Annotated in this window: 16 protein-coding genes; 11 read left to right on the forward strand and 5 right to left on the reverse strand. The window is 61.5% G+C overall.

All coding sequences use genetic code 11. From position 1 onward, the window contains the following. Positions 1 to 278: 278 nt before the first annotated feature. Both FJE54_RS11240 and FJE54_RS11245 read left to right on the forward strand, forming a co-directional pair. Entirely contained in the window at positions 279 to 2,216 is a 1,938-nt protein-coding gene (locus FJE54_RS11240) for a sensor histidine kinase (protein WP_139652860.1), read from the forward strand. Beyond that, the gene (locus tag FJE54_RS11245) at positions 2,213 to 3,007 is read left to right on the forward strand and encodes a response regulator (RefSeq protein ID WP_139652861.1); all 795 of its coding nucleotides are present in this window, start codon (positions 2,213 to 2,215) and stop codon (positions 3,005 to 3,007) included. Before FJE54_RS11240 ends, FJE54_RS11245 begins: the two co-directional genes overlap by 4 nt. A gap of 25 nt (positions 3,008 to 3,032) precedes the next feature. Here FJE54_RS11245 and FJE54_RS11250 read toward each other — a convergent pair whose 3' ends face one another. Genes FJE54_RS11250 through FJE54_RS11265 form a run of 4 tightly spaced genes read right to left on the reverse strand, consistent with a single transcriptional unit; the run spans position 3,033 to position 6,773 of the window. Continuing rightward, positions 3,033 to 3,944 carry a M15 family metallopeptidase gene (locus FJE54_RS11250; protein WP_139652862.1) on the reverse strand — a complete coding sequence of 304 codons (912 nt, stop codon included), beginning with the start codon at positions 3,942 to 3,944 and terminating at the stop codon, positions 3,033 to 3,035. A 48-nt stretch (positions 3,945 to 3,992) separates the two neighbouring features. Further along, positions 3,993 to 4,721 (reverse strand): hypothetical protein, encoded by a 729-nt coding sequence (locus FJE54_RS11255; protein WP_139652863.1) that lies wholly within the window; start codon positions 4,719 to 4,721, stop codon positions 3,993 to 3,995. Beyond that, entirely contained in the window at positions 4,718 to 6,118 is a 1,401-nt protein-coding gene (locus FJE54_RS11260) for a sensor histidine kinase (RefSeq protein WP_139652864.1), read from the reverse strand. Before FJE54_RS11260 ends, FJE54_RS11255 begins: the two co-directional genes overlap by 4 nt. 1 nt (position 6,119) lies before the next feature. Next, positions 6,120 to 6,773 carry a response regulator transcription factor gene (locus FJE54_RS11265; RefSeq protein WP_139652865.1) on the reverse strand — a complete coding sequence of 218 codons (654 nt, stop codon included), beginning with the start codon at positions 6,771 to 6,773 and terminating at the stop codon, positions 6,120 to 6,122. A gap of 335 nt (positions 6,774 to 7,108) precedes the next feature. Here FJE54_RS11265 and rimP point away from each other — a divergent pair, with 335 nt between their 5' ends. The 8 genes from rimP to ribF all read left to right on the forward strand — a co-directional run bounded on the left by rimP (position 7,109) and on the right by ribF (position 15,406). After that, positions 7,109 to 7,573, forward strand: coding sequence for a ribosome maturation factor RimP (rimP, locus tag FJE54_RS11270; RefSeq protein WP_139652866.1), 465 nt, complete (start codon positions 7,109 to 7,111; stop codon positions 7,571 to 7,573). A 15-nt stretch (positions 7,574 to 7,588) separates the two neighbouring features. Next, positions 7,589 to 8,797, forward strand: coding sequence for a transcription termination factor NusA (nusA, locus tag FJE54_RS11275; RefSeq protein WP_139652867.1), 1,209 nt, complete (start codon positions 7,589 to 7,591; stop codon positions 8,795 to 8,797). 14 nt (positions 8,798 to 8,811) lie between these two features. After that, positions 8,812 to 9,099 carry an RNase P modulator RnpM gene (gene rnpM / locus FJE54_RS11280; protein ID WP_139652868.1) on the forward strand — a complete coding sequence of 96 codons (288 nt, stop codon included), beginning with the start codon at positions 8,812 to 8,814 and terminating at the stop codon, positions 9,097 to 9,099. A gap of 14 nt (positions 9,100 to 9,113) precedes the next feature. Next, positions 9,114 to 11,915 carry a translation initiation factor IF-2 gene (gene infB, locus FJE54_RS11285; RefSeq protein ID WP_139652869.1) on the forward strand — a complete coding sequence of 934 codons (2,802 nt, stop codon included), beginning with the start codon at positions 9,114 to 9,116 and terminating at the stop codon, positions 11,913 to 11,915. A gap of 104 nt (positions 11,916 to 12,019) precedes the next feature. Next, complete coding sequence (gene rbfA / locus FJE54_RS11290; protein WP_139652870.1) at positions 12,020 to 12,463, forward strand: 30S ribosome-binding factor RbfA; 444 nt, start codon at positions 12,020 to 12,022, stop codon at positions 12,461 to 12,463. Next, positions 12,464 to 13,489: a DHH family phosphoesterase gene (locus FJE54_RS11295; RefSeq protein ID WP_139652871.1), complete on the forward strand. Its 1,026-nt coding sequence runs from the start codon at positions 12,464 to 12,466 to the stop codon at positions 13,487 to 13,489. Next, the gene (truB, locus tag FJE54_RS11300; protein WP_255467406.1) at positions 13,486 to 14,499 is read left to right on the forward strand and encodes a tRNA pseudouridine(55) synthase TruB; all 1,014 of its coding nucleotides are present in this window, start codon (positions 13,486 to 13,488) and stop codon (positions 14,497 to 14,499) included. The genes FJE54_RS11295 and truB overlap by 4 nt, the downstream gene beginning before the upstream one ends. Then, a complete protein-coding gene (gene ribF, locus FJE54_RS11305) occupies positions 14,483 to 15,406 on the forward strand; it encodes a riboflavin biosynthesis protein RibF (protein ID WP_139652872.1) in 924 nt (307 codons plus the stop codon). The genes truB and ribF overlap by 17 nt, the downstream gene beginning before the upstream one ends. Before the next feature lie 102 nt (positions 15,407 to 15,508). Here ribF and FJE54_RS11310 read toward each other — a convergent pair whose 3' ends face one another. Continuing rightward, positions 15,509 to 17,584, reverse strand: coding sequence for an LTA synthase family protein (locus FJE54_RS11310; RefSeq protein ID WP_180326713.1), 2,076 nt, complete (start codon positions 17,582 to 17,584; stop codon positions 15,509 to 15,511). Between the two features lie 1,059 nt (positions 17,585 to 18,643). Here FJE54_RS11310 and FJE54_RS11315 point away from each other — a divergent pair. Then, positions 18,644 to 20,743, forward strand: a complete 2,100-nt coding sequence (locus tag FJE54_RS11315; protein WP_180326801.1) for a sodium-translocating pyrophosphatase — start codon at positions 18,644 to 18,646, stop codon at positions 20,741 to 20,743. Positions 20,744 to 20,752 lie beyond the last annotated feature (9 nt).

Genomic DNA, 20,752 nt, shown 5'->3' on the forward strand with positions numbered 1-20,752 from the left:
AGACTCATACTGTACGTTCAATCGGGCATCGCAGAGTGCGGTGCCCGATGATATTTCCTGCTCGATGCGTGCTTTCAGATGAAACTACAACAAGAACGCTTACCTTTTATCGCTTAAGGCGAAAGCTGGTGTTGATCTGATGTACATGTGCTTTTGACGAGGTGATATACTACCCGATTATTGGGCGTGGGAGCGCTTAGGCGTTTTCCGAAATACGTTTCTTGCAGCGCAGCGGTGACTTGGGAAACGTAGGCAAACACAACGTGAATAGGCGATGCATGGACGAAGAACTCGGTTGCTGCAAGCCGAGCCTGTTGGTTGCATGGGTGCGCGAGAATCCGAGCAGGGCGGCGCTTGCGGCGAGTGCGATGCTGTTGACAGTGCTGTTGGCGCTGGCATTCGCCGCATCGTGGCAGCGCGTATCGGCTGCTGACGTGTCCGCGGTTCATGTTTCGGGAGACATACGGTCCCTTGTGCTTTCCGGTTCGTACCGCGTCGACGACGGCCCTTGGAGGCCTTATGAGACGGGACAGAAACTCGAAGCGCAGGGTGTCGGCGTAAGCTCCATCGTGGTGCGCGGCAGCCTTGGGGTCGAGAGCGCGGCGGGGGAGCGCATAAACGTGCGCCTGAGCAGCACTGCGTACGCGCTTTCGGTCAACGGTACCGAGGTGTTCTCGTCACCGGGCATTGGCGATGCGGGGCCTGCAAGCGAGCCGCTGTTGGGCTGGGTGGGATTCGCCTCGCCTGGCATCTCCGCCGACGACGAGGTCGAGATCCGTCTGTCGAGCAGTTCCGGGTATTGCGCGCTGGGCGATTACGCCATTGCGCTTGACAGCCTGCACGCGGGGGATGCGAACGCCCTGTTCTTCGCTATGGTACAGCGCTATCTTCCCATGTTCGTTTCGGGCCTCGTAGTACTCGTGGCAGGGTTGGTGCTCTTCCTCGTGGCGAGCGTAGGCCACCTCATCGGCGTGCCGAAAGAGGAGGGCGGCCTGAGGTTCGCGTTGTACGTGCTCGTGGGCGGCGTGTGGATATTCTTCTGCTTCGATTACATCACGCTGCTCGTTCCCCATCCGGCGTTCACCACCACGGTGAGCCTGCTCGCGCAAGACGTTTTGGGCGTGCTTCTGCTCGCCTTCGTCGCCTCGCGCGTGGGGGGTCGTACGAGAGTGGTGGTGAGGGCGTTGTTCTGCCTTGCAACAGGAGTGCTGATTGCGGCTATCGTGCTGCGGCTTTGTGGGGTCGTGTCGCTCTACAATGCGAACATCGCCATCGTACCGCTGTTCATTCTGGCCTGCGTGGCGGCGGCTGCGCTGCTCGCCCGCGACGCGTGGAAGAGACGCAGACACATCGAGGTTGATGCGGCCTTGGTGGTATTGCCGTGTGCGGCGGGCATGTTCGTGGAGGGTGCCTCGTTTCTGGTGGGAGGCGTGACAACCGGGCTTTGGCTGTGCGGGGGCATTCTCATAGCGGTTGCGGTGCGGTTTGTAGCGCTGTTCGCGTTCGCGCGAGGCCAGATACTTCAGGCAGAACGAGCGCAGCGGATGGAATCGGAGGTTGCACAATCGCGCGTTGCGGTTCTGCTTTCCCAAATCCAGCCGCACTTCCTGTTCAACGCGCTGAACGCCATCGAATTTTTGTGCGAGGCCGATCCGCCGCGAGCAGCGCGAACCGTACAGGAATTTGCGCAGTACTTGCGCGGAAACATGGATTCGCTTACGGGCGAGCCGCTCATTCCCCTCAAGCGAGAGCTCGAGCACCTTGCCCACTATGTAGCCATTGAACAGCTGCGGTTTCCCAACGTGGAGGTGCACTACCATGTGCAAGCAGACGATTTTCAGGTGCCGCCGCTCAGCGTTCAGCCTTTGGTGGAGAACGCCATTCGTCACGGTGCATCGCAAAGGCGAGGCGGTAAGGGGACGGTGACACTTTCCTCGTGGCGCGAAGGCGGGCGTTGCTTCGTGCGGGTGAGCGATAACGGCCCGGGGATCACAGTCGATGCCCCTGTGCCGCACGGCTGCGGCGCCGAGAGCCCGGCGGGCGAACCGATGCACGGCGCCGAAGGCAGCCCGTCGCGCAGCCATGTCGGACTTGCAAACGTCGAGGCGCGTTTGGCGGTCTGCGGCGGTGCGCTCCATATTGAGAACACCCCTGGTTCGGGGGTTCAGGTTACCTTGGTCGTTCCCTACGATGAAGAAAGCGAAATGTGCGTATGAACGTGATAGCGGTTGACGACGAGCCCTGTGCTCTCGAAGGATTGGGCAAGAAGCTCTCATCAATCGACGCTGTGGAAGACGTCAGGCTGTTTTCGAGCGGAGCCGATGCATGCACGTGCATGGAGTCGCACGAGGTCGACGTGGCGCTGCTCGATATCAATCTGCCGGGCGAAGACGGCTTCGAACTGGCTCGGCGCATGAGGGCCTTGCAGCCGGCATGCGCCATCGTATTCGTGACGGGATATTCGGAATACGCCGTAGATGCGTTTAAGCTGCATGCCGACGGCTACGTGCTCAAGCCGATGTCGGTTGAAGATCTAAAACGCGAGCTCGCATACGCGGCCGAAACGAAGCAGAGCCGGCTCAGTCGCGCAAAGCCGCGTTTGCACGTGCAGATGTTCGGAGGTTTCGAGGTGTTTTCGGGTGGTGTGCCCGTGCACTTCCCGCGCAGCAAGAGCAAGGAGCTGTTCGCGTTTCTGGTTGATCGGCGCGGGGCGGGGGCGACGAACGCCCAGATCGCTTCTGCTCTGTGGGAGGATGTGTACTACGATCGGTCGCATCAGAAGATGCTGCAGACCATCATAGCCGACATGCTGAAGGCTTTGCGCGCCGTGGGTGCAGCCGATGTCATCGTACGCAGGCGCAACCACTTGTCGGTGGACTCGGAGAAGCTGGATTGCGACTACTACCGCTTCATCGAGGGGAATCCCACGATATCGTGTTTGACGACGTACCTACCCGACTATTCATGGGCCGAGAACACCGCCGCCATGCTCGCCCGTCAATGGTGAGGCGATTCGGCTTCGCTAAGCGCTCTCAGCCGCCGATCATCGCAAGGTAGTCCTCGAGGCACACCGCTTCCTCGTGCATCTCTCGTGCCGCGTCTTTTCCGACGTAGCGGTAGTGCCACGGTTCGTAGATGATGCCGGTCGTTTCGCTTTTGTCGATGGGGTAGCGCAGCACGAAGCCGTACTCCCAACTATGCTCGATGAGCCACTGCTGCACGGGCGTGCGCTCCTGGCTTTCGTCGAGATTCTGGTTGGCGAAATCTACAATGTCGAGCGCAAGGCCCAGCTGATGTTCGCTCGTGCCGGGTACGGCGACGGTTTTCCCTGCCTCTTTTCGGGCGTCTTCAAGTGAAAGCCCGGCAGCGAGATTCCGCTGCACGTTGGTGGAGAAGAGCGTTTCCTGCGTTTCGTGCGAGCGGTACGCCGAGCATATGAAAGGGTTGAGCCCGGTAGCGCGGCATGCGGCCATCATGGCCGCCGCATCGGCGGCGCATCGCTCATCGACGTAGAAGCCCTGTTCGAGATGCACGAGCGTTGGTTCATAGCCGTCGGGAAGAGGATGCCATGGGTTGACGAGGATAAGGCTCCAGTCATCGGGATGCGGTGTGCTGTTCGCGCGTTCAGCGAGCGGCGGTTGCGAAGCGTTCAGGGCTCCCGTACGGTCAGCTTCGCCTTCGGCGAGGATGCTGTCATCGTGGTTGTTGCCCGGCTCGCCCCCGCTTGAGATCGGATTCGCTGCGGATGCGCAGCCGAAAGACGCGAACACGATCGCAAGCGCGCACGCGATGAGCAGTGCCCCCGCGAAGGCAAGCCGTCTGCCGGCTTGGCTGAAACAGATGCGTGCAGAAGAGTCGGACGTTCGAGCGCCCGCGCACCTGTTTCGTCCGACCGCGTTTGGGCGAGTGCGCGCAGGTGTGCTGAGCCGCTTTGATGGAGCCATGGCGGGCCTTCTTTCCTGTTGTTTTCGACATACTAAGAAGAAGACCCATCAAGACGACATAGCGACGGCATCGGTATGCCATCCGTTGTTGAAAGAAATCCGATCGTCGCTTACGTAGAGGGGCGCTTCGAATGGTGTGCGGGTATCGTGTGCCGTTGTGCCAAGGGCGATCGCGTATTCGCTGAGATAGGTGCCGGGCGCGATCGCGTTCACCTCTGCCGTGTCCACCGTTTCGCATTGCCGCAGGTACTCCAAGACGAGCTCGACGCTTTCGGGGAGTCCTTCTTCGGTATGTGCGAGCGTCGACGTGCCTGTGTTCAGTTCGAACGCGACTGCATCGCCGGTCGCATCGTCGAGCACGATCGATTCCGTCATTTCGCTGCTGTTCTGCCAGGTACATATCCAGTACACTCCCGAAAGTCCCGCTTCGTCCGCATCGGTGACGAGCAGGGGGCTTGCAAAGCGTTCGGCGGAGGGGTGAGGTGATGGTTGCAAATGCGCGAGGATAGCTTCGGTGGCGGCACGTGCCTCGTCTTCGGTCATATGCACGCCTTCGGAGAGCGTTATCAGCGAACCTGCGGAAGCGAAGAGCTCCATCGCACCGATGAGGTCGGGTGCATCGCCGTAAGCGAACGAGGGGCTGCTGCTGATGCGCTCCGTCGTTCTCTGCTCAAGCTCGCGGTCGAGCGCATGTGTTGCGATATGCGGCATGGCGGCTCCGATGCCGACAAGTCCGAGCGTGCACAGGATTGCGAGTGTTGTGCCGGCGCGCCTCATGCCGTTCCCCCTTTGAGCTCCACGATGACAGCCGTTCCAATGCCGACGCTGCTCCTAAACCGGATGCTTCCCTTGTGCGCGGCGACTATCTCTTGGCACAGGGCCAATCCGAGTCCGGCTCCGCCCTGGGTGCGGGCGCGCGATGCGTCGGCGCGATAGAACGCTTCGGTTACATGTTCAATCGCTTCTGGGGGGATTCCTCGACCTTCGTCGCTCACGCATATTTCGCAGCCGTTCGGGATCATGCGCGAGCGTACGAACAGCGTTCCGCCCGAGGCGTCCATGGCCTTCGCGGCGTTATCCCACAGATTGATGAGAAGCGAGGACACAAGGTCGCAGTCTAAGAGGCATCGCCCCGCTTCGCATTCGCATGCAAGCTCGATGCCCCTCTTCGCGAAGAAGGGCATCATGCGGGCGGCCAGCCCTTCGATGAGGGCTTTCGGACTCGCAGGAGCGAGAATGGGTTGCTCCCCTTTGAGGACGAGCAGACTCAAAAGCTTTTGCGAAAGGCTTTCGAGCCGCTTTCCCTCCGAGACGATGTAGCAGGCTGCTTCGATTTGCTCGCTTTCGCTCAAGGTTTGGCCGCGCAGAAGATCAGCGTATCCTATGATGGAGGTCAAGGGCGTTTTTATCTCATGGGCAAAACTGCCGACGAAACGGTCCTGCCTTCGGGCCGTGTCTTCGAGTTCGGTTATCGTGCGTTCGAGGGTGTCTGCCATGGCGTTGAAATCGCGAGCCACACGGCCGATTTCGTCATTCGTGGCGATGGTCGCACGGCCCGCCAAGTCGCCGCAGGCTATAGCGCGGGAAGCGCGCGAGAGCCCGACGAGGGGCCGTGTGATCAGGCGTGCGACCGTGTAGGACAGGATACCGCAGAGCGCCGTCAATGCGAAGAAGACCCAAAGGTAGGTGACCAGCTGTGCATCGCGCGCCGCGATGAGGGCGGAAACGTCTCGCGATATATCCACATACAGCGTTTCGTCGCCCGCTTCGAGCGCACCTGAAAGCACGACCATATGCACGCCGGAATCGAGCGTAGCGTATCCGATGGTCGAGGTACCCGTTTGGGGCTGCTCAAAGAGCTGCGCGAGGTGTGCGGCATTGTACTCGTAGACGGTCTGTTCGCTCGTCGAGACGCGCAGGGCGGTCCATCCGACGTCGTTTTGTGCGGTGAGCTGGTCGAGCGTGCTTGTGATGTCGTCGGCCTCGAGGGGGCCGTTTACGCTATCGACTACCTGCAGGGTTCCGAGCACCATATTGTACGCGCCGTAGGCGGTTTCCTGTTCGCGTTCGAGCGAATCCTGGAATGAAAGGGCGATGAGCAGGCTTCCTCCGATGCCGAACAGAACGGAGAGAAGCCCTACCATGCACACCGTCATTTTGAGGCGGACCGTCATCTCAAGCCTCGAGGCGGTAGCCGACTTTGCTCACGGCGGTGAGCCTGTCTTCCCAACCGACTTTTTTGCGAAGCCGCTGCACATGCAGGTCGACGGTCTTGCTGCCGTACTGGAACGGATCGCCCCATACACGCTCGTACATTGTTTCTCGGTGAAGCGCGCGACCGGGATTTTGGGCGAACAGGAGCAGAAGGTCGTACTCCTTCTTCGTGAGCGCCACAGGTTCGCCTTCTTTGCGCACTTGCATGCCGTACGTGTCGATTTCGAGTCCGCCGATGCAGATGAGCGTATCGTTCTTTTTGTACCGCCTGAGCACAACGTCGACGCGTGCGAGCAACTCGGCGATCTCGAAGGGCTTTACGATGTAGTCTTCGGCCCCCGCACGCAGTCCCCGCACCTTGTCGTCGAGTGCGTTTCTCGCCGTGATGAATATGACGGGAATCTCGGAGGGGCGCAGGTACTCCATGAGCTCGAAGCCGTCGAGTTCGGGGAGCATCACGTCGAGCAGCACGAGGTCGAACGCTCTGCGCTCTATGAGATCGGCCGCTTCTGAGCCATCGTATGCGCAGGTGCATACGTAGCCTTCTTTGGTGAGGCTTAACCGAATGAGGTTTGCGATGGGCGGCTCGTCTTCGACGATGAGAATTGCGGGCACAGAAACCACCTCCTGAAGGACAACGATACCTCGTTTCGGCATCAAAACGGCAAACCTCCAGCCTGCAGTCCATCGGGTCCACGGAAACGGCATACCCTTTCTGGGAGCCGCAGGTGCGACCCGCAAGTCTCGCTGCCAACCGCCACGGGGTACCTGCGATCTGTGGATTTCCCCCGCAGATGGGCCCTTGCCTGCAAAACACCTTTTCACGCTCAAAGAAATGTGGTATAAATACTGATTGTCTGTGCACGGATGGGTGCAGACGAAACATACTTTCGAACGTATCGGTGAAAGTGGGTTTATCCCGCTTTCTTTTTATCTGGGAGGTGACCTGCATGTTGACCGCAAAAGAACGAAACCTGCTCGAAGCGCTCGAAGGGCAGGCTGCCGAGCACGACATCGAAATCGTGACCGTCGAAGTCGTAGGTGCAAAAAAAGCGCCGACGATTCGCGTGTACATCGATACGGAGGGCGGCGTGAGCTTCGACGAGCTTTCGAGCGCGCAGGTGTGGATCAACGAGCGCATGGACGAACTCGATCCGTTTCCGGGTGCGTACACGCTTGAGGTATCGTCGCCCGGCATCGACCGCCCGTTGCGCACGCTCGAGCACTTCGAGCGGTTCGCAGGTGAAACCGCTACCGTCACGGCGGAGCCCCAAGACGGGCGCAGCAAATGGACGGGTACGCTTTCAGGCGTCCGCGGAAACGCTGTGCTGCTCGACGTCGACGGCGTTGAAGTGGAGATCGAAATCAATACCATCAAGCGAGCCCGCCTCAAAGGCGTGGTGGACTTCGGTTAGGAAAGGAAAGGCATCGTGGCAAGTTCAGAATTGATCGAGGCCCTGCAGGCGCTCGCGCACGAGCGTCACATCGACGAGTTCTATCTCATCGAACGGCTTGAGGCTTCGCTTGCGAAAAGCTACCAGCACATCCTCGACCTCGAGTGGGATGCGCGCGTGACGATCGACCGTTCGACCGGCCAGATCTACGTGTACGAGCTCGTGCCCGTCGGCGAGCCCGACGAAGAAACCGGCGAGTACGCCGAGTTCGAAGAGCGCGATGTGACCCCCGACGACGTGAGCCGCATCGCTGCGCAAAACGCCAAGGGCGTCATTTCGTCGATCGTGCGCGAAGCGGGCCGTCAGAGCATCTACGAGGAGTTCTCGAACCGCGTAGGCGATCTCGTGACGGGTACGGTGCTTCAGGGAACGCCTGATTTCACCATCATCAAGATCCGCGACGGCGTGGAGGCGGAGCTTCCGCATTACGATCTCAAGCGCAACCCGGGCGAGCGCAACGAGCGGCCCGGAAACGAGCACTACCGCCACAACCAGCGCCTCAAAACGCTTATCATCGACGTGCGCGACCCGAACTCGGATGCGCCGAAAATGCGCGGCGAACAGGCGCGTCCCTCGATCGTCGTATCGCGTACGCATCCCGATCTCATCCGCCGTCTGTTCGAGATCGAGGTCCCCGAGATCTACGACGGCATGGTGGAGATCAAATCGATCGCACGCGAGCCGGGCGCCCGCTCGAAGATCGCGGTAGCCTCGCGCGAGCCGAACCTCGATCCGGTCGGCGCGTGCGTCGGTCCGAAGGGTTCGCGGGTGCGCATGGTGGTCGAAGAGCTGCGCAACGAGCGCGTCGACGTGATTCAGTGGAATGAGAATCCCGCAACCTACGTTTCCAACGCGCTTTCGCCCGCCAAGGTCACCCGCGTGACCATCGACGAGGATAACCATTACGCCACCGTCGTCGTGCCCGACGACCAGCTTTCGCTCGCTATCGGCAAGGAGGGCCAGAACGCCCGCCTCGCCGCGCGCCTCACGGGCTGGCACATCGACATCAAGAGCGCTTCGTTTGCCGGTGAGCCGCCTGCGGTCGATAACGTGCTTATCGACGAGGAATCCGCGATCGACGAGGAACTCGTCTGCGCCCATGTGAGCGAAGACGGCGTGAGGTGCCGCAACCATGCCCGGCCGGGCAGTCGGTTCTGCGGCATCCATGCGGACGACGAGGCGTAAGAGGGCGTCGCGCGATGGCTCAGGTGCAAAAACCCAAACGCGAACGCAGTTGCATAGCATGCGGCTGCAAAGCGACCAAGGGGGAGCTTGTGCGCATCGTGCGCAGAAGCGACGGAGCCGTGGCGTTCGATGCGACGGGCAAGGCAGCGGGCAGGGGCGCGTACGTGTGTTCGGAAGCCTGCTTCGAGAAGGCCGTTCGAACGAAACGGCTCGACCGGGCGCTCAGGGCATCGTTGACCGAAGAGGATTACGAACGGATCGCATCGGATATGGCGGGCGCGATCCGTGGAGCTACAGGATAGAATGAGGAGAATGTATGGCCAGCATGCGTGTACATGAGTTGGCGAAAGAGTTCGGCATGTCCAGCAAGGAACTGCTCGATCGGCTCCAGGAGATGAAGATCCCTGCGAAGAGCCATGCGAGCATGCTTGCAGATGCCTACGTAGCCAAAATCAGGAAGAACTTGGAGCCTGAGATAAAGCAGCGCGCCGGTCAGCTTGAGGATAAGGAAGCAGCCGCACTCGCCGAGGAGCAGCGCGCTCAGGCTGAGAAGAAGGCCGAAGAGGAGCGCAAGCGCCGCGAAGCGGTCGAAGAGGAGCGCAAGCGCCGCGAGGCGGAGCGTGCCCGTCGCATGGGGGATGCGCCCGCATCATCGGATTCGCAGGGGGAGGCGTCTTCCGAGGATGCGTCGGATGAGCGTGCTGCGAACCCGGCTCCCGCATCTTCGGCGTTCCAGAAGCTCGCGAGCCAGATAGAAAGCGAAAAGGAACGCGTGGCGCGCGAGGCCGAAGAGGCCAAGGCACGTGCCCGTGCTGCCATCGCTGCCAAGGAAGTCGCCAAAAAGCAGGCTGTCGCCGAGGCGCTTGCGGCACGCAAATCGGGCGGCAAGGGCGCGAAGCAGTCCGAAGGCCCCAAAAAGGCCCCGGTGCTCGGCGCGAAGCCCAAATCGTCCTTCGACTCGCTGCTTTCACAGATCGAAAGCGAGAAGGCCCGCATCGAGCAGCAGAAATCCGAGCGCCAAAGCGCTCCCAGGCAGGGTGCAGCGAACCAACAGCGGCAGAAGCCGCAGCGCACCGATGCCAAAAAGCAGGCGACACCTAAGCAGGGCCAACAGAAACGATTTGAGCCCGAGGTTCCCGAGCTCGTCGACCAGGCATCCGGTGAGGACCGCTACGCCCAGATGGCCGTTCAGGCCGAGAAGCTCCAGCGCGACAAGGTGCTTGCCGAGGCGCGCGCCGCGGTTGAGGCCGCTACGCAGGAGGGCGGCGAAGGCCGCCGTAAGAAGCGCAAGGAGAAGCGCGAGGCTGAGAACCGCGAGCGCTTGGAGCTCGAAGCCATCGAAAAGGGCCTCGATCCCACGCTCGTGCTTGACGATTCGGTTGTCGAGGTTCCGCAGGGCACCACGGTGTCCAAGTTTGCCGAACTGCTCGGCGTCGCGCCCAACGACATCATCAAGCGCCTGTTCATGCTCGGCCAGGTGCTCACGCTCACCCAGTCGATGGGCGACGATCTCATCGAGCTCATCGCCGACGACATGGGCCGCAAAGTGCGCGTCGTGTCTCCCGAAGAGGAATACGCCGTCGTGTACCACGATCGCGACGAGGATCTGAAGCCCCGTCCGCCGGTCGTTACCGTCATGGGCCACGTCGACCACGGCAAAACCTCGCTTCTCGACGCGATCCGCCATACGGGCGTTGTCGAAAGCGAAGCGGGCGGCATCACCCAGCACATCGGCGCTTCGGTTGTCGAGATCGACGGACGCCAGATCACGTTCATCGACACGCCGGGCCATGAAGCGTTCACCGCCATGCGCGCCCGCGGTGCGCAGGTAACCGACGTCATCGTGCTCGTCGTTGCCGCTGACGACGGCGTTATGCCGCAGACCATCGAGGCCATCAACCACGCGAAGGCTGCCGAAGTGCCCATCGTCGTGGCTGTGAACAAGATCGACAAACCCGGTGCGAACCCCGACCGCGTGCGCCAAGAGCTTACCGAGTACGGCGTTATCCCCGAGGAATGGGGCGGCACGAACATGTTCGTCGAGGTTTCCGCGAAACAGAAGCTGCACATCGACGACCTGCTCGAAACGATCCTTCTGCAGGCAGACGTGCTCGAACTCAAGGCGAACCCCGATGCCTTCGCTTCGGGCTTCGTCATCGAGGCGAACCTCGACAAGGGCCGCGGCCCTGTGGCTACCGTGCTCGTGCATCGCGGCACCTTGAGACCCGGTGATTCTATCGTGGCGGGGTCCTCCTACGGGCGCGTGCGTGCGCTCGTGAATCCGCGCGGCGCCCACGTCGAGGCTGCCTATCCCGCTGATCCGGTGGAGATACTCGGCCTCAACTCGGTACCGACCGCAGGCGACGAATTCCGCGTGTTCGAAGACGAGCGCGATGCCCGCAAGCTCGCCGAGGAACGTGCGCTGCGCATGCGCCTCGCTGAGCAGGAAACGAAGTCTCATATGAGCCTCGACGACCTGTTCAGCCGTATCGAGGAAGGCAAGCAGACCGACTTGAACCTCATTGTGAAGGCCGACGTGCAAGGCTCCATCGAGGCGCTGCGCGATGCGTTCGACAAGATGGACCAATCCGAGGTGCGCATCAACATCGTGCACTCGGCCGTAGGCGGCATCACCGAGACCGACGTCACGCTCGCTTCGGCGTCCGACGCCATCATCATCGGCTTCAACGTGCGCCCGACGGGCAAATCGAAGGTCCAAGCCGAGAAAGAAAAAGTGGACATCCGCCTGTACCGCGTCATCTACCAGGCGATCGAGGAGATCAACGCGGCGCGCGTGGGCTTGCTTTCGCCCGACATCGTCGAAGAGGACACCGGCATCGCCGAAGTCCGCGAGACGTTCAAGGTGCCGAAGGCCGGAACCATCGCCGGATGCTACATCGTCGAGGGCGAGATCTCACGCGACGACAAGGTGCGCGTGGTCCGCGACGGTACCGTGGTGTTCGAAGGCACGATCGATTCGCTGCGCCGTTTCAAGGACGATGTGAAATCGGTCCGCAGCGGCTATGAGTGCGGCATCGGCATCACCGGCTATCAGGACATCAAGATCGGCGATACGATCGAGGGCTACAAAATCGTCGAAGTCGAGCGTACGGAATAGCACAGGTTCGCTACGATAGTGCGCTCATGTCGATGGCTCGGAGTATCATGTACCGGGCCATCGGCGTTTGACCTCACCTCTTCTTCCGAAAGGAGACGGACATCATGAAACAAGGTTCTTCCAACCGCAAGGTTAACGAGCAGGCCCGCGAAGTCATCGCGAGCATCCTTCTGTTCGAGATATCCGATCCGCGCCTTGCGCTCGTCACCATCACGGGCTGCGAAGTGAGCTACGACCGCAGCGTCTGCAACGTCTTCTACACGACCGAACCCGAGCGCTACGAGGCGGTTGCCGATGCGTTCTCCAAAGCATCCGGCCGCATCCGCTCGCTCATGGCCAAGCAGCTGTCATGGCGCGTGGCGCCCGAGCTGCGCTTCATGCTCGACAAGAGCGTTGACGAGGCGGAGCGCATCGCGTCTGCCCTGCAGCGCGACGCGGTGCGCAATACGGCGAGCGGCCATGCCGACGGCGATGCGACCGCCGACGCATCAGGCGATGCAGCAGCCGCAAAGGATGCAGTCGATGTGCGCGAAACGGACGGTGAATAGGTGGCAGTAACCCCGCAGACCAACTCCGATCTTGCCGGTATCGCAGAAGCGCTCCGTACGGCTGAGCGCTTCGCGGTATGCGGACACGTGAGCCCCGACGGCGATTGCCTCGGCTCGCAGCTCGTCGTCTACCATGCCCTCAGGACGCTCGGAAAAGACGTGACCTGCCTGCTTGCGAAACCCGATCCGATCGAGGCTGGCCTGTTGTTTCTGCCCGGCATCGAAGACATGGTCCCCGCCGCTGATTACGACGGGGCGCCCGACGTGTTCATTGCCGTCGACGTGCCGACTCCCGAGCGCATGGGGGCTGCGGCGGCTGCCGTGCAGGCGCGTTCGCAGACTACGGTTACGATCGATCACCATGCAGCCGATGATGCGATGTCAACCTATACCTTCGTCGATCCCGACGCAGCGTCCACGACGATGCTCGTGTGGGAGCTTGCCGGCCTGCTCGGCATCGAGCGCTCGCCTGAGATGGCAACGTGCGCCTATACGGGGCTCGTCACCGACACGGGCCGCTTCCAGTTCCAGAACACCGACCAGGCGGCGTTCGCGGCGGCCTTCGAGATGGTGCAGGCGGGGGCTGATCCCGCCGCCGTTGCCCGCGAAGTGTTCCAGAACCGCTCGATCGCATCGCTCGAGCTCGAGGGCATCGCGCTTGCGCGCATGCGCTTCGGCATGGACGGAGCTTACGTTGCGAGTTACCTCACGCGTGAGGATTTTGAGAAGACCGGTGCCGTGAAGTCGGATGCCGAGCCGCTCATCAACACCATCAGGGCTGTCGCGGGAATCCGCGTCGCCTGCATGCTGCGCGAAGAGCCCGAGCACGTACGGGGCAGCTTTCGCGCGAAAGACGATACCGACGTCGCCGCCATCGCGCGCACGATGGGCGGGGGAGGCCATAGGGCTGCGGCCGGGTTCACGCTCTACGACTCGCTCGATCAGGCAATCGAGCGAGTCGATGCGGCTGTTGCCGCCGCCCTCGGTGCGAGCGGTCCTTCAGGTGACGGGAGTGCGCAACGGTGAAGCGGGGCACTTCGGGGATGTCGCTTGTCGTGGGAGTCAACAAGCCGGCGGGTATGAGCTCGCACGATGTCGTGAACCGGTGCCGCCGTATCTTCGGTGAGCGCCGCGTGGGGCATGCGGGCACGCTCGATCCTTTGGCGAAGGGCGCGCTGCTCGTATGCGTGGGTCCCGCTACGCGGCTCGATGCCTTTTTCACCGAGCATGACAAGCGCTACCGCTTCCGCGTGTCGTTCGGTGCGGGCACCGATACCGACGACGCCGCAGGCGAGATCATCAAAAGGGGCGATGCGCCCCCTCAGGTGTTCGATAGGGAGTTCGCCGAGCGTTTCGTCGGTGGTCTTACGGGCAAGCAGAAGCAGATGCCTCCCGTCTATTCGGCCATCAAGGTGGCAGGGCAGCGCTCCTACAAAGCCGCCCGTGCGGGTACGATCATCGATCTGAAGCCCCGCGACATCGAGATTTACGAAGCGAGCCTCGAGCGCGTCGTCGAAGCGGGCGAAGACGGGCTGCCCGCGTGGGATATCTCCGTTTTCGTTTCGAAGGGAACCTATATCCGCTCGCTGGCGCGCGACATCGGCGCAAAGCTAGGGTGTCCCGCGTACGTGAGCGAGCTTGTACGAACGCAGGCGGGATCGCTTGAACTGTCGGAGTGCGTCACGCTCGAAACGCTTGAAGAACGCGGCGAGGCGGCGGCGCTCGATCCGGTACGTCTGCTCGGGTTCAGGTTCCTGTTTGCTGACGAAGCCGTTGCACGCGCGGTTTCGAACGGGACCGCTTTGCCTGCGGGTGCGTGCGAGATCTACGAGCGGAGAAGATCATCCGCTGCGCTCGAAATGTGCGCCTGTACGGCCGGCGTACTGAAGAGCTGTACACCGTTATCGTCCGGCGAAATCATCTCGGTGATTGCCGAGAACAAGCTGGTTGCACTGTACGAGTACGATGAGGCACGCGGGGTACTGAAGCCCCGGTGCGTGTTTGCTGTGGGGGTTTCACGTGGCAGAGATTCTTAAATGCGATGAGTCGTTCGATCATTCGTTCTTCTCCGGTTCGTCATGCGCGTTCGGCGTGTTCGACGGCGTGCATCTCGGGCATCGCTACCTGCTTGACTGCGCGCAGAAGACGGCGGCAGAAAGCGGTGGCAAAAGCATAGCGCTCACTTTCGATATCGATCCCGACGAGGTGTTTCATCCTGAGCGTTTGAAAAAGCTCATGACCAATGACGAGCGCATCGGCGCGCTTGCGCACAGCGGCGTCGATGCGGTGGTGGTGCTTCCATTCACGAAGCGGTTCTCGGCTTCGAGTCCCGAAGAGTTCCTCGTGAATACGTTCAACGGCCATGCTCCTGCATACTTGCACGTGGGTTACGACTTCAGGTTCGGGGCCCGCGCGAAAGGGACGGTCAAGGAGCTTTCGAGCTGGGCCGAAGTAGCTCAAACGAATATCTGCGCGCACGATTTGGCAAGCGCGGACGGAGCGCCCATCACGGCAACGAGGATCCGTTTGCTTCTTGCAGACAACGATATCCTCGAAGCGAACAAGCTGCTCGGGCATCCGTACTACATCGTGGGCACGGTCGAGCAGGGTCGTGGTGAGGGTAAGGATTTCGGCTTTCGCACGGCGAACCTCAAGATGCCCTCGCAACTGCAGGCCCTCGGGGCCGGGGTGTACGGGGCATACGCCTACGTCGATGGCGTTCGCTACAAAGCGGCCGTATCGGTGGGGGTGTCACCCGTGTTCGAAGACCGTACCGACGCCACCTGCGAGGCGCACCTGCTCGATTTCGAAGGCGATCTGTACGGCAAGCCCATCAAAGTCGAGTTCCATCACTTCCTGCGCCCCATGATCAAGTTCGACAACGTCGACGAGCTCATAGCAACCGTGATGGGCAACATCGCCTGGGTACGCGAATACCTGTAGCCCGCATGATGCACGTTGCGGGCTGTGTGCGGCAGGGATGCACAATGCCAACAGGCTTTCCTGCCGACGAAGCCCTCCGCCTACGGTCAGAGCAGCTTGCCCTTATGATCCGAACAGAAGGTTGTGTTGCACGATCGCGAGTTCGCCGAGCGTAGCGGCAATGCTTTCGGGGACGCCGTCTTCATCGCGGCCGTCCGACCAATGCCACAGGCCGCTGTCGTCCCGGTAGCCGTTGAGGTTGATGACCGGTATCGTCTGCTGCGCATCGAGTAGAAACTGCTGGTAGGCCGGAAGGGGAAGCTGGGCCGCCGCCAACAGATGCGCGCTCAGGTAGTTCAGGCTCATGTCGGTTCCGTCTTGGTACAACGGGCGCTCGAGCTCGTCGAGCACGGGTGCCATATCTTCGGCAAGAGCCGCCGCATTCGCCTTCGTTGCGCGGTCCGATTCGAAGTTCGTCCATATCAGGTAGGGAACCTCATAGCGCGCCTGTACTTCCTCGAGCGTGAAGTCCGAAACGTCCTTGCCGAAGGCGAGGCTTGCGAGCCAGTCCGAAAAGCCGGGCTGGTGGTCGCCGAAGATGCAGAGGACGACAGGACGATCCAGTTCGGAGAGGCCTTCGATCAGGTACTGCAGATCGAGGTCGGATTGGCGGATGCAGCTTACGAACTCTTCCAACTCGGCGGTGCGGTCGCTTTCGAGCGGCACCGAAACGGCCATTTCGTTGGGAATGAGGCCCGTGTCGTACCCGCCGTGGTTCTGGAGCGTCACGTCGAAGATGAACTGGGGGTTTTCATCGGTAGCGAGGCGTTCGAGAATGAGGTCGTACGTGGCTTTGTCGGTGGTGAATCCGCGCAGCGTGTCGGCTCCCTCGAAATCGGTCACGTCGAAAAACTCGTCGAATCCGAGTTGGCTGTACACCGTGTCGCGCCGCCAGTTTGTCGCATCGGCGGGGTGGATGGCGGTGGTATCGTAGCCGAGATTGTTGAAGTATGAGGCGAGGTTGCCCGTGCCCTCGAGGTCGTAGAGCATGTAGGGGTACACGCCGTCTCCGAGGTTCGCCATGGTCGCGCCGGTGAGAAATTCGAACTCGCTGTTGCAGGTGCCTGCGCCGAGCGCCGAAGCGTAGGCGGTGCCCTTGAGGTAAGCGTCGGAAATCGAGTTGAAGTACACCGGTCCGTCGTAGATGTCGGCGAGGTTCGGGTAGAGCGAAAGGTCGGAGAACGTCTCGTTCATGATGGCCACGACGGCGGGCATTTCACCGTCCACGCCGTATCCGGTTTCGTCCGTTCCGCGCGCTTCGTCATCGCTCGTTTCGTAGCGCGAAAGGATCTCGGCTGCGGCATCGTGCGAGTAGCCTTCCGGGGCAGCGGGCGAGAGGTCCTGTACGCGCTTGAGGAAGCACAGAACCGACCCTTGCTGCGAGTACGAGCTCGACGCGGCCCAGCCGTCGACCTGGACCCCGTAAGCGTGTTCGATATCGACGGACGAGAACCACGCGCCGAATCCGAGCACGCAGACGAGCGCAACCGCGCCGTTCGCCACGCCGCGTTTCAGGGCGAACTTCGTTTTCGGAAGGTAAGCGACTAACACGATGCCCGCCGCGAGGGCGGCGAACGCGGTTGCGATGTCGTCGTTTATGACGTAGGTGTAGCCGCCGCCGACCGCCGCCGCCGTGCTGAGTGCGAAGATATCGGCAGGCAGAACCGGCTGCCCCTTGAACGCGATGACGAAGTAGTTGGCCGTTCCCGCGATGAAGCACAGCGCGAGAAACGCGACGGCGGAGGCTTTGGTCTGCTGGAAGGCGAAGTACACGATGGCGAACAGCACCGCGATCACGCACAGGTTCACGAAAGCGTAGAAGGCTCCGATGCCGAAGAGCCCGGGATTGTACGGCTTCTCGAACAGGTAGAACGCGAGCGCTACGAGGGCGACCAGCACGAACGGCTTCGCGCGCCTCGCAAGCGGCTCGAAGCGCTTGAGCAGGTAGGGCCTTGCCGCGAGGGCGCAGAGCGCGCAGGCGAGTGTGAGCGCGACGGCGGGCGTGGTCCAAGCGCTGTCGTGCGCGACGAACCCGGCGGCATCGAGGGCGAGGTAGGCGGCGAGAAGGACGGCGAACGCGACGATGCTCGCAACCGTCGGCCTGTCCCACGCCGCCATGAGGGGCTTGAGGCGGTTCATAGGTCGGGTGCTCCTGTATATGGTATGCGCGCCGAGGGGCATGCGCACGGTAAGCTGTTACTTTGGTCATCGCCATTATAGCAGACGCCTCTCGCCGTCCATGCGAATAACGCAATGGCGGGCGATGCTCGCCATCGGACGCCTCCTGCTCGCTCTTTATTGATAAGGTGCTTTTGTGTGAAAACGGCTCCCGGATGCAGGCCAATCGCCGCTTTGCGATCGGGAAGTGGTTCCATGAGGTCTCCGAAGTCGAAACGCCCCTGCATATCGCCTGTTCGCGGTAAGTCAAGGTGAACATTCAGGCGTTAAAGAGGCGCTGAAGCGCGATTGCGCGTCGCAAAGCGGCGATTGGCCTGCACTGAAAGGCTGTTTTCCGACAAAAGTATGGGCGGACGCGCCTTCGCGGCGCACTTTTGCGTAACCCGATAGGATACTCATGCGCTTCGGTTTTCGTCGACGCTCGCGTTTGAGATAGGTAGTATATGACTGGTCAGTACGGGCACCATTTGCGAAGTTTTTAGCCGTCGCGTTCGGGCATGGAAAATCGAGGTTCGTGTATGCCCAGCTCACAGCCTCATGCCCTCGGATGAGCAGAAGTTAGCCAAAGGTACCCTTCTCAAATGATGCCCGTACTGACCAGTCGTAGGTTACCTTTTGCTTGTTTGCCCTCGTTGCGCTTGAAGCTCGAGGTTTGGGCGCCGAGGCCGACCGGCCCGCGACCGGCTAGGGTGCAGAGGTGCGCGATCGTGCGGGATGCATACCGTCGTGCGATCATGCAGGATGCCCACCGTCGCGCGATCACGCAAGTCGCCAGCCGTCGCTGCCCGTCGCATCCCGAACGCCCATGCTCCTTGCGGCTCGGCGCCCGCGCCCACGGGTTCTTCGCCGTGCTCTTGCCTCAAGCGGTCGAAAAATGCCGCATTCGCAGTTCACGAGCGCGGGCAAATACCCTAAAATGGGCCAGGTGCGTTTTTCCGGCCCTAATGCCCGGCTCGAAGGGCGCACGAAACCGGTACGACAACACAAGGAGGAAAACAAGTGACCGTCCAAGTCGCATGGATGGCCCCCATCTGCGCCCTGATAGGCATATGCATGGCGGGCTACCTCGGTTCGTGGGTCCTGAAACAGGATCCGGGTCCCGACAAGATGAACAACATCTCGCTGAAGATCCAGCAAGGTGCCAAAGCGTTTCTCATGAGCGAGTACAAGCTGCTCGTCATATTCATGGTCGTGGTCGCCATCGTCATGGCGATCGCCCTCTCGCCGATCACCGCCGTGGCTTTCGTCACGGGCGGCATCCTCTCGGCGCTAGCGGGCTACATCGGCATGCACGTGGCAACGCGCGCGAACACCCGCACCACCTACGCCGCCGAGGAAAGCGTGGCGAAGGCCTTGAACATCTCGTTCAAATCGGGCCTCACGATGGGCCTTTCGGTCGCGTCGTTCGCGCTTCTGGGCCTGTCGCTGTGGCTCATCCTCATCGTGTTCGGCGTGGATACGTTCGACCTCATGCATGAGCACATCGGCATGGTCGAAGGCTTCGCAACCGGCGCTTCGGCTGTGGCGCTCTTCGCTCGTGTGGGCGGCGGCATCTACACGAAGGCGGCCGATGTGGGCGCGGACCTCGTGGGCAAGGTCGAGGCGGGCATTCCCGAAGACGACCCGCGCAACCCCGCAACCATCGCCGACAACGTAGGCGACAACGTGGGCGACGTGGCCGGCATGGGCGCCGACCTGTTCGAGTCCTATACAGGCTCCATCCTCGCACCCACCATCCTCGCCGTCACATTCGGCGCGCTCGGCTACTTCGGCGGCATCGGCTCGGTCGACGCGACGTGGGCCATCGTGGTTCCCGTTATGATCGCCGCCTGCGGCATCATCACTTCGATCATCGGTTTGTTCGCGGTCCGCACCAAAGAGGGCGGCGAACTGCATAAGGCGCTCAACCGCGGCACGTACGTGGCTGCTGGCATCGAGATCGTCGCCATCCTCGTGATCTTCTTCCTCTGGAACGGCCAGAGTGCCTCTCAGCCCATCTGGCTGTTCGGTTCGGTGCTTTGCGGTTTGGTTGCCGGCCTTCTCATCGGCAAGACCACCGAGTACTTCTGCTCCGACCACTACAAGCCGGTCCATCAGATCGCCGAAGCGTCTGAGACGGGTGCGGCCACCAACATCATCCAGGGCCTCTCTACCGGTATGCTCTCCACGATCATCCCGATCCTGCTCGTGGCGTTTGCTATCATCGGCGCGTACACGTGCGGTAACATGGCGTTCGCGAACGTCGTCACCCCCGAGGGCGGCATCGCGGTGGGACTCTTCGGCGTCGCGCTTGCGGCAACGGGCATGCTCTCCAATACCGCCATCACCATCGGCGTTGATGCGTACGGTCCCGTGGCCGACAACGCAGGCGGCATCGCCGAGATGGCGGGCTTGCCTGAGGAGGTACGCGAGCGTACCGACTCGCTTGACGCGGTGGGCAATACCACGGCGGCCATCGCGAAAGGCTTCGCTATCGCCAGCGCCGGCCTCTCGGCCATCTCGCTGTTCGTATCCTACCAGGCCACCATGCATCATTCGATCGAGAACTTCGAGCTTACGCTTACCGATCCGCTCATCATCGCCGGCATCTTCATCGGCGCGATGATCCCGTTCATGTTCGCGGCGCTCACCATGGGCGCGGTGTCGCGTGCGGCCCATGCGATGGTCGAAGAAGTGCGTCGTCAGTTCCGCGAGATCAAGGGCATCATGACCTACGAGGCCGAGCCCGAGTACGATAAGTGCGTGGCCATCTCCACCACCTCAGCGCTGCGCGAGATGATGCTTCCGGGCATCCTCGCCATCGTGATCCCCGTCGTCATCGGCTGCTTCAACCCGGCCATGCTCGGCGGCTTCCTCGCCGGTGCGGTTGCAACGGGCATGCTGCTCGCCATCTTCATGTCGAATGCAGGAGGCGCATGGGATAACGCGAAGAAGTACATCGAGGGCGGTGCGCACGGCGGCAAGGGCTCCGAAGCCCATAAGGCTGCCGTTGTCGGCGACACCGTGGGTGATCCGTTCAAGGATACGTCGGGTCCGTCGATGAACATCCTCATCAATCTCATGACCATCGTATCGCTTACGTTCACCCCGCTTTTCATCTTCTTCCAGACGATGCTGTAAGGGCGCGGC

Origin of the sequence: Raoultibacter phocaeensis (assembly GCF_901411515.1) — a bacterium.
Taxonomy (GTDB): Bacteria; Actinomycetota; Coriobacteriia; order Coriobacteriales; family Eggerthellaceae; genus Raoultibacter; species Raoultibacter phocaeensis.

Excerpts from the sequence above, each read along its gene's own strand:
- FJE54_RS11250 (WP_139652862.1), bottom strand. The coding sequence starts at position 3,944 with ATGGCTCCATCAAAGCGGCTCAGCACACCTGCGCGCACTCGCCCAAAC.
- rnpM (WP_139652868.1), top strand. The coding sequence starts at position 8,812 with ATGGCTCAGGTGCAAAAACCCAAACGCGAACGCAGTTGCATAGCATGC.
- infB (WP_139652869.1), top strand. The coding sequence starts at position 9,114 with ATGGCCAGCATGCGTGTACATGAGTTGGCGAAAGAGTTCGGCATGTCC.
- rimP (WP_139652866.1), top strand. The coding sequence starts at position 7,109 with ATGTTGACCGCAAAAGAACGAAACCTGCTCGAAGCGCTCGAAGGGCAG.
- FJE54_RS11245 (WP_139652861.1), top strand. The coding sequence starts at position 2,213 with ATGAACGTGATAGCGGTTGACGACGAGCCCTGTGCTCTCGAAGGATTG.
- FJE54_RS11310 (WP_180326713.1), bottom strand. The coding sequence starts at position 17,584 with ATGAACCGCCTCAAGCCCCTCATGGCGGCGTGGGACAGGCCGACGGTT.
- rbfA (WP_139652870.1), top strand. The coding sequence starts at position 12,020 with ATGAAACAAGGTTCTTCCAACCGCAAGGTTAACGAGCAGGCCCGCGAA.
- FJE54_RS11255 (WP_139652863.1), bottom strand. The coding sequence starts at position 4,721 with ATGAGGCGCGCCGGCACAACACTCGCAATCCTGTGCACGCTCGGACTT.
- FJE54_RS11260 (WP_139652864.1), bottom strand. The coding sequence starts at position 6,118 with ATGACGGTCCGCCTCAAAATGACGGTGTGCATGGTAGGGCTTCTCTCC.
- FJE54_RS11315 (WP_180326801.1), top strand. The coding sequence starts at position 18,644 with ATGGCCCCCATCTGCGCCCTGATAGGCATATGCATGGCGGGCTACCTC.
- FJE54_RS11240 (WP_139652860.1), top strand. The coding sequence starts at position 279 with ATGGACGAAGAACTCGGTTGCTGCAAGCCGAGCCTGTTGGTTGCATGG.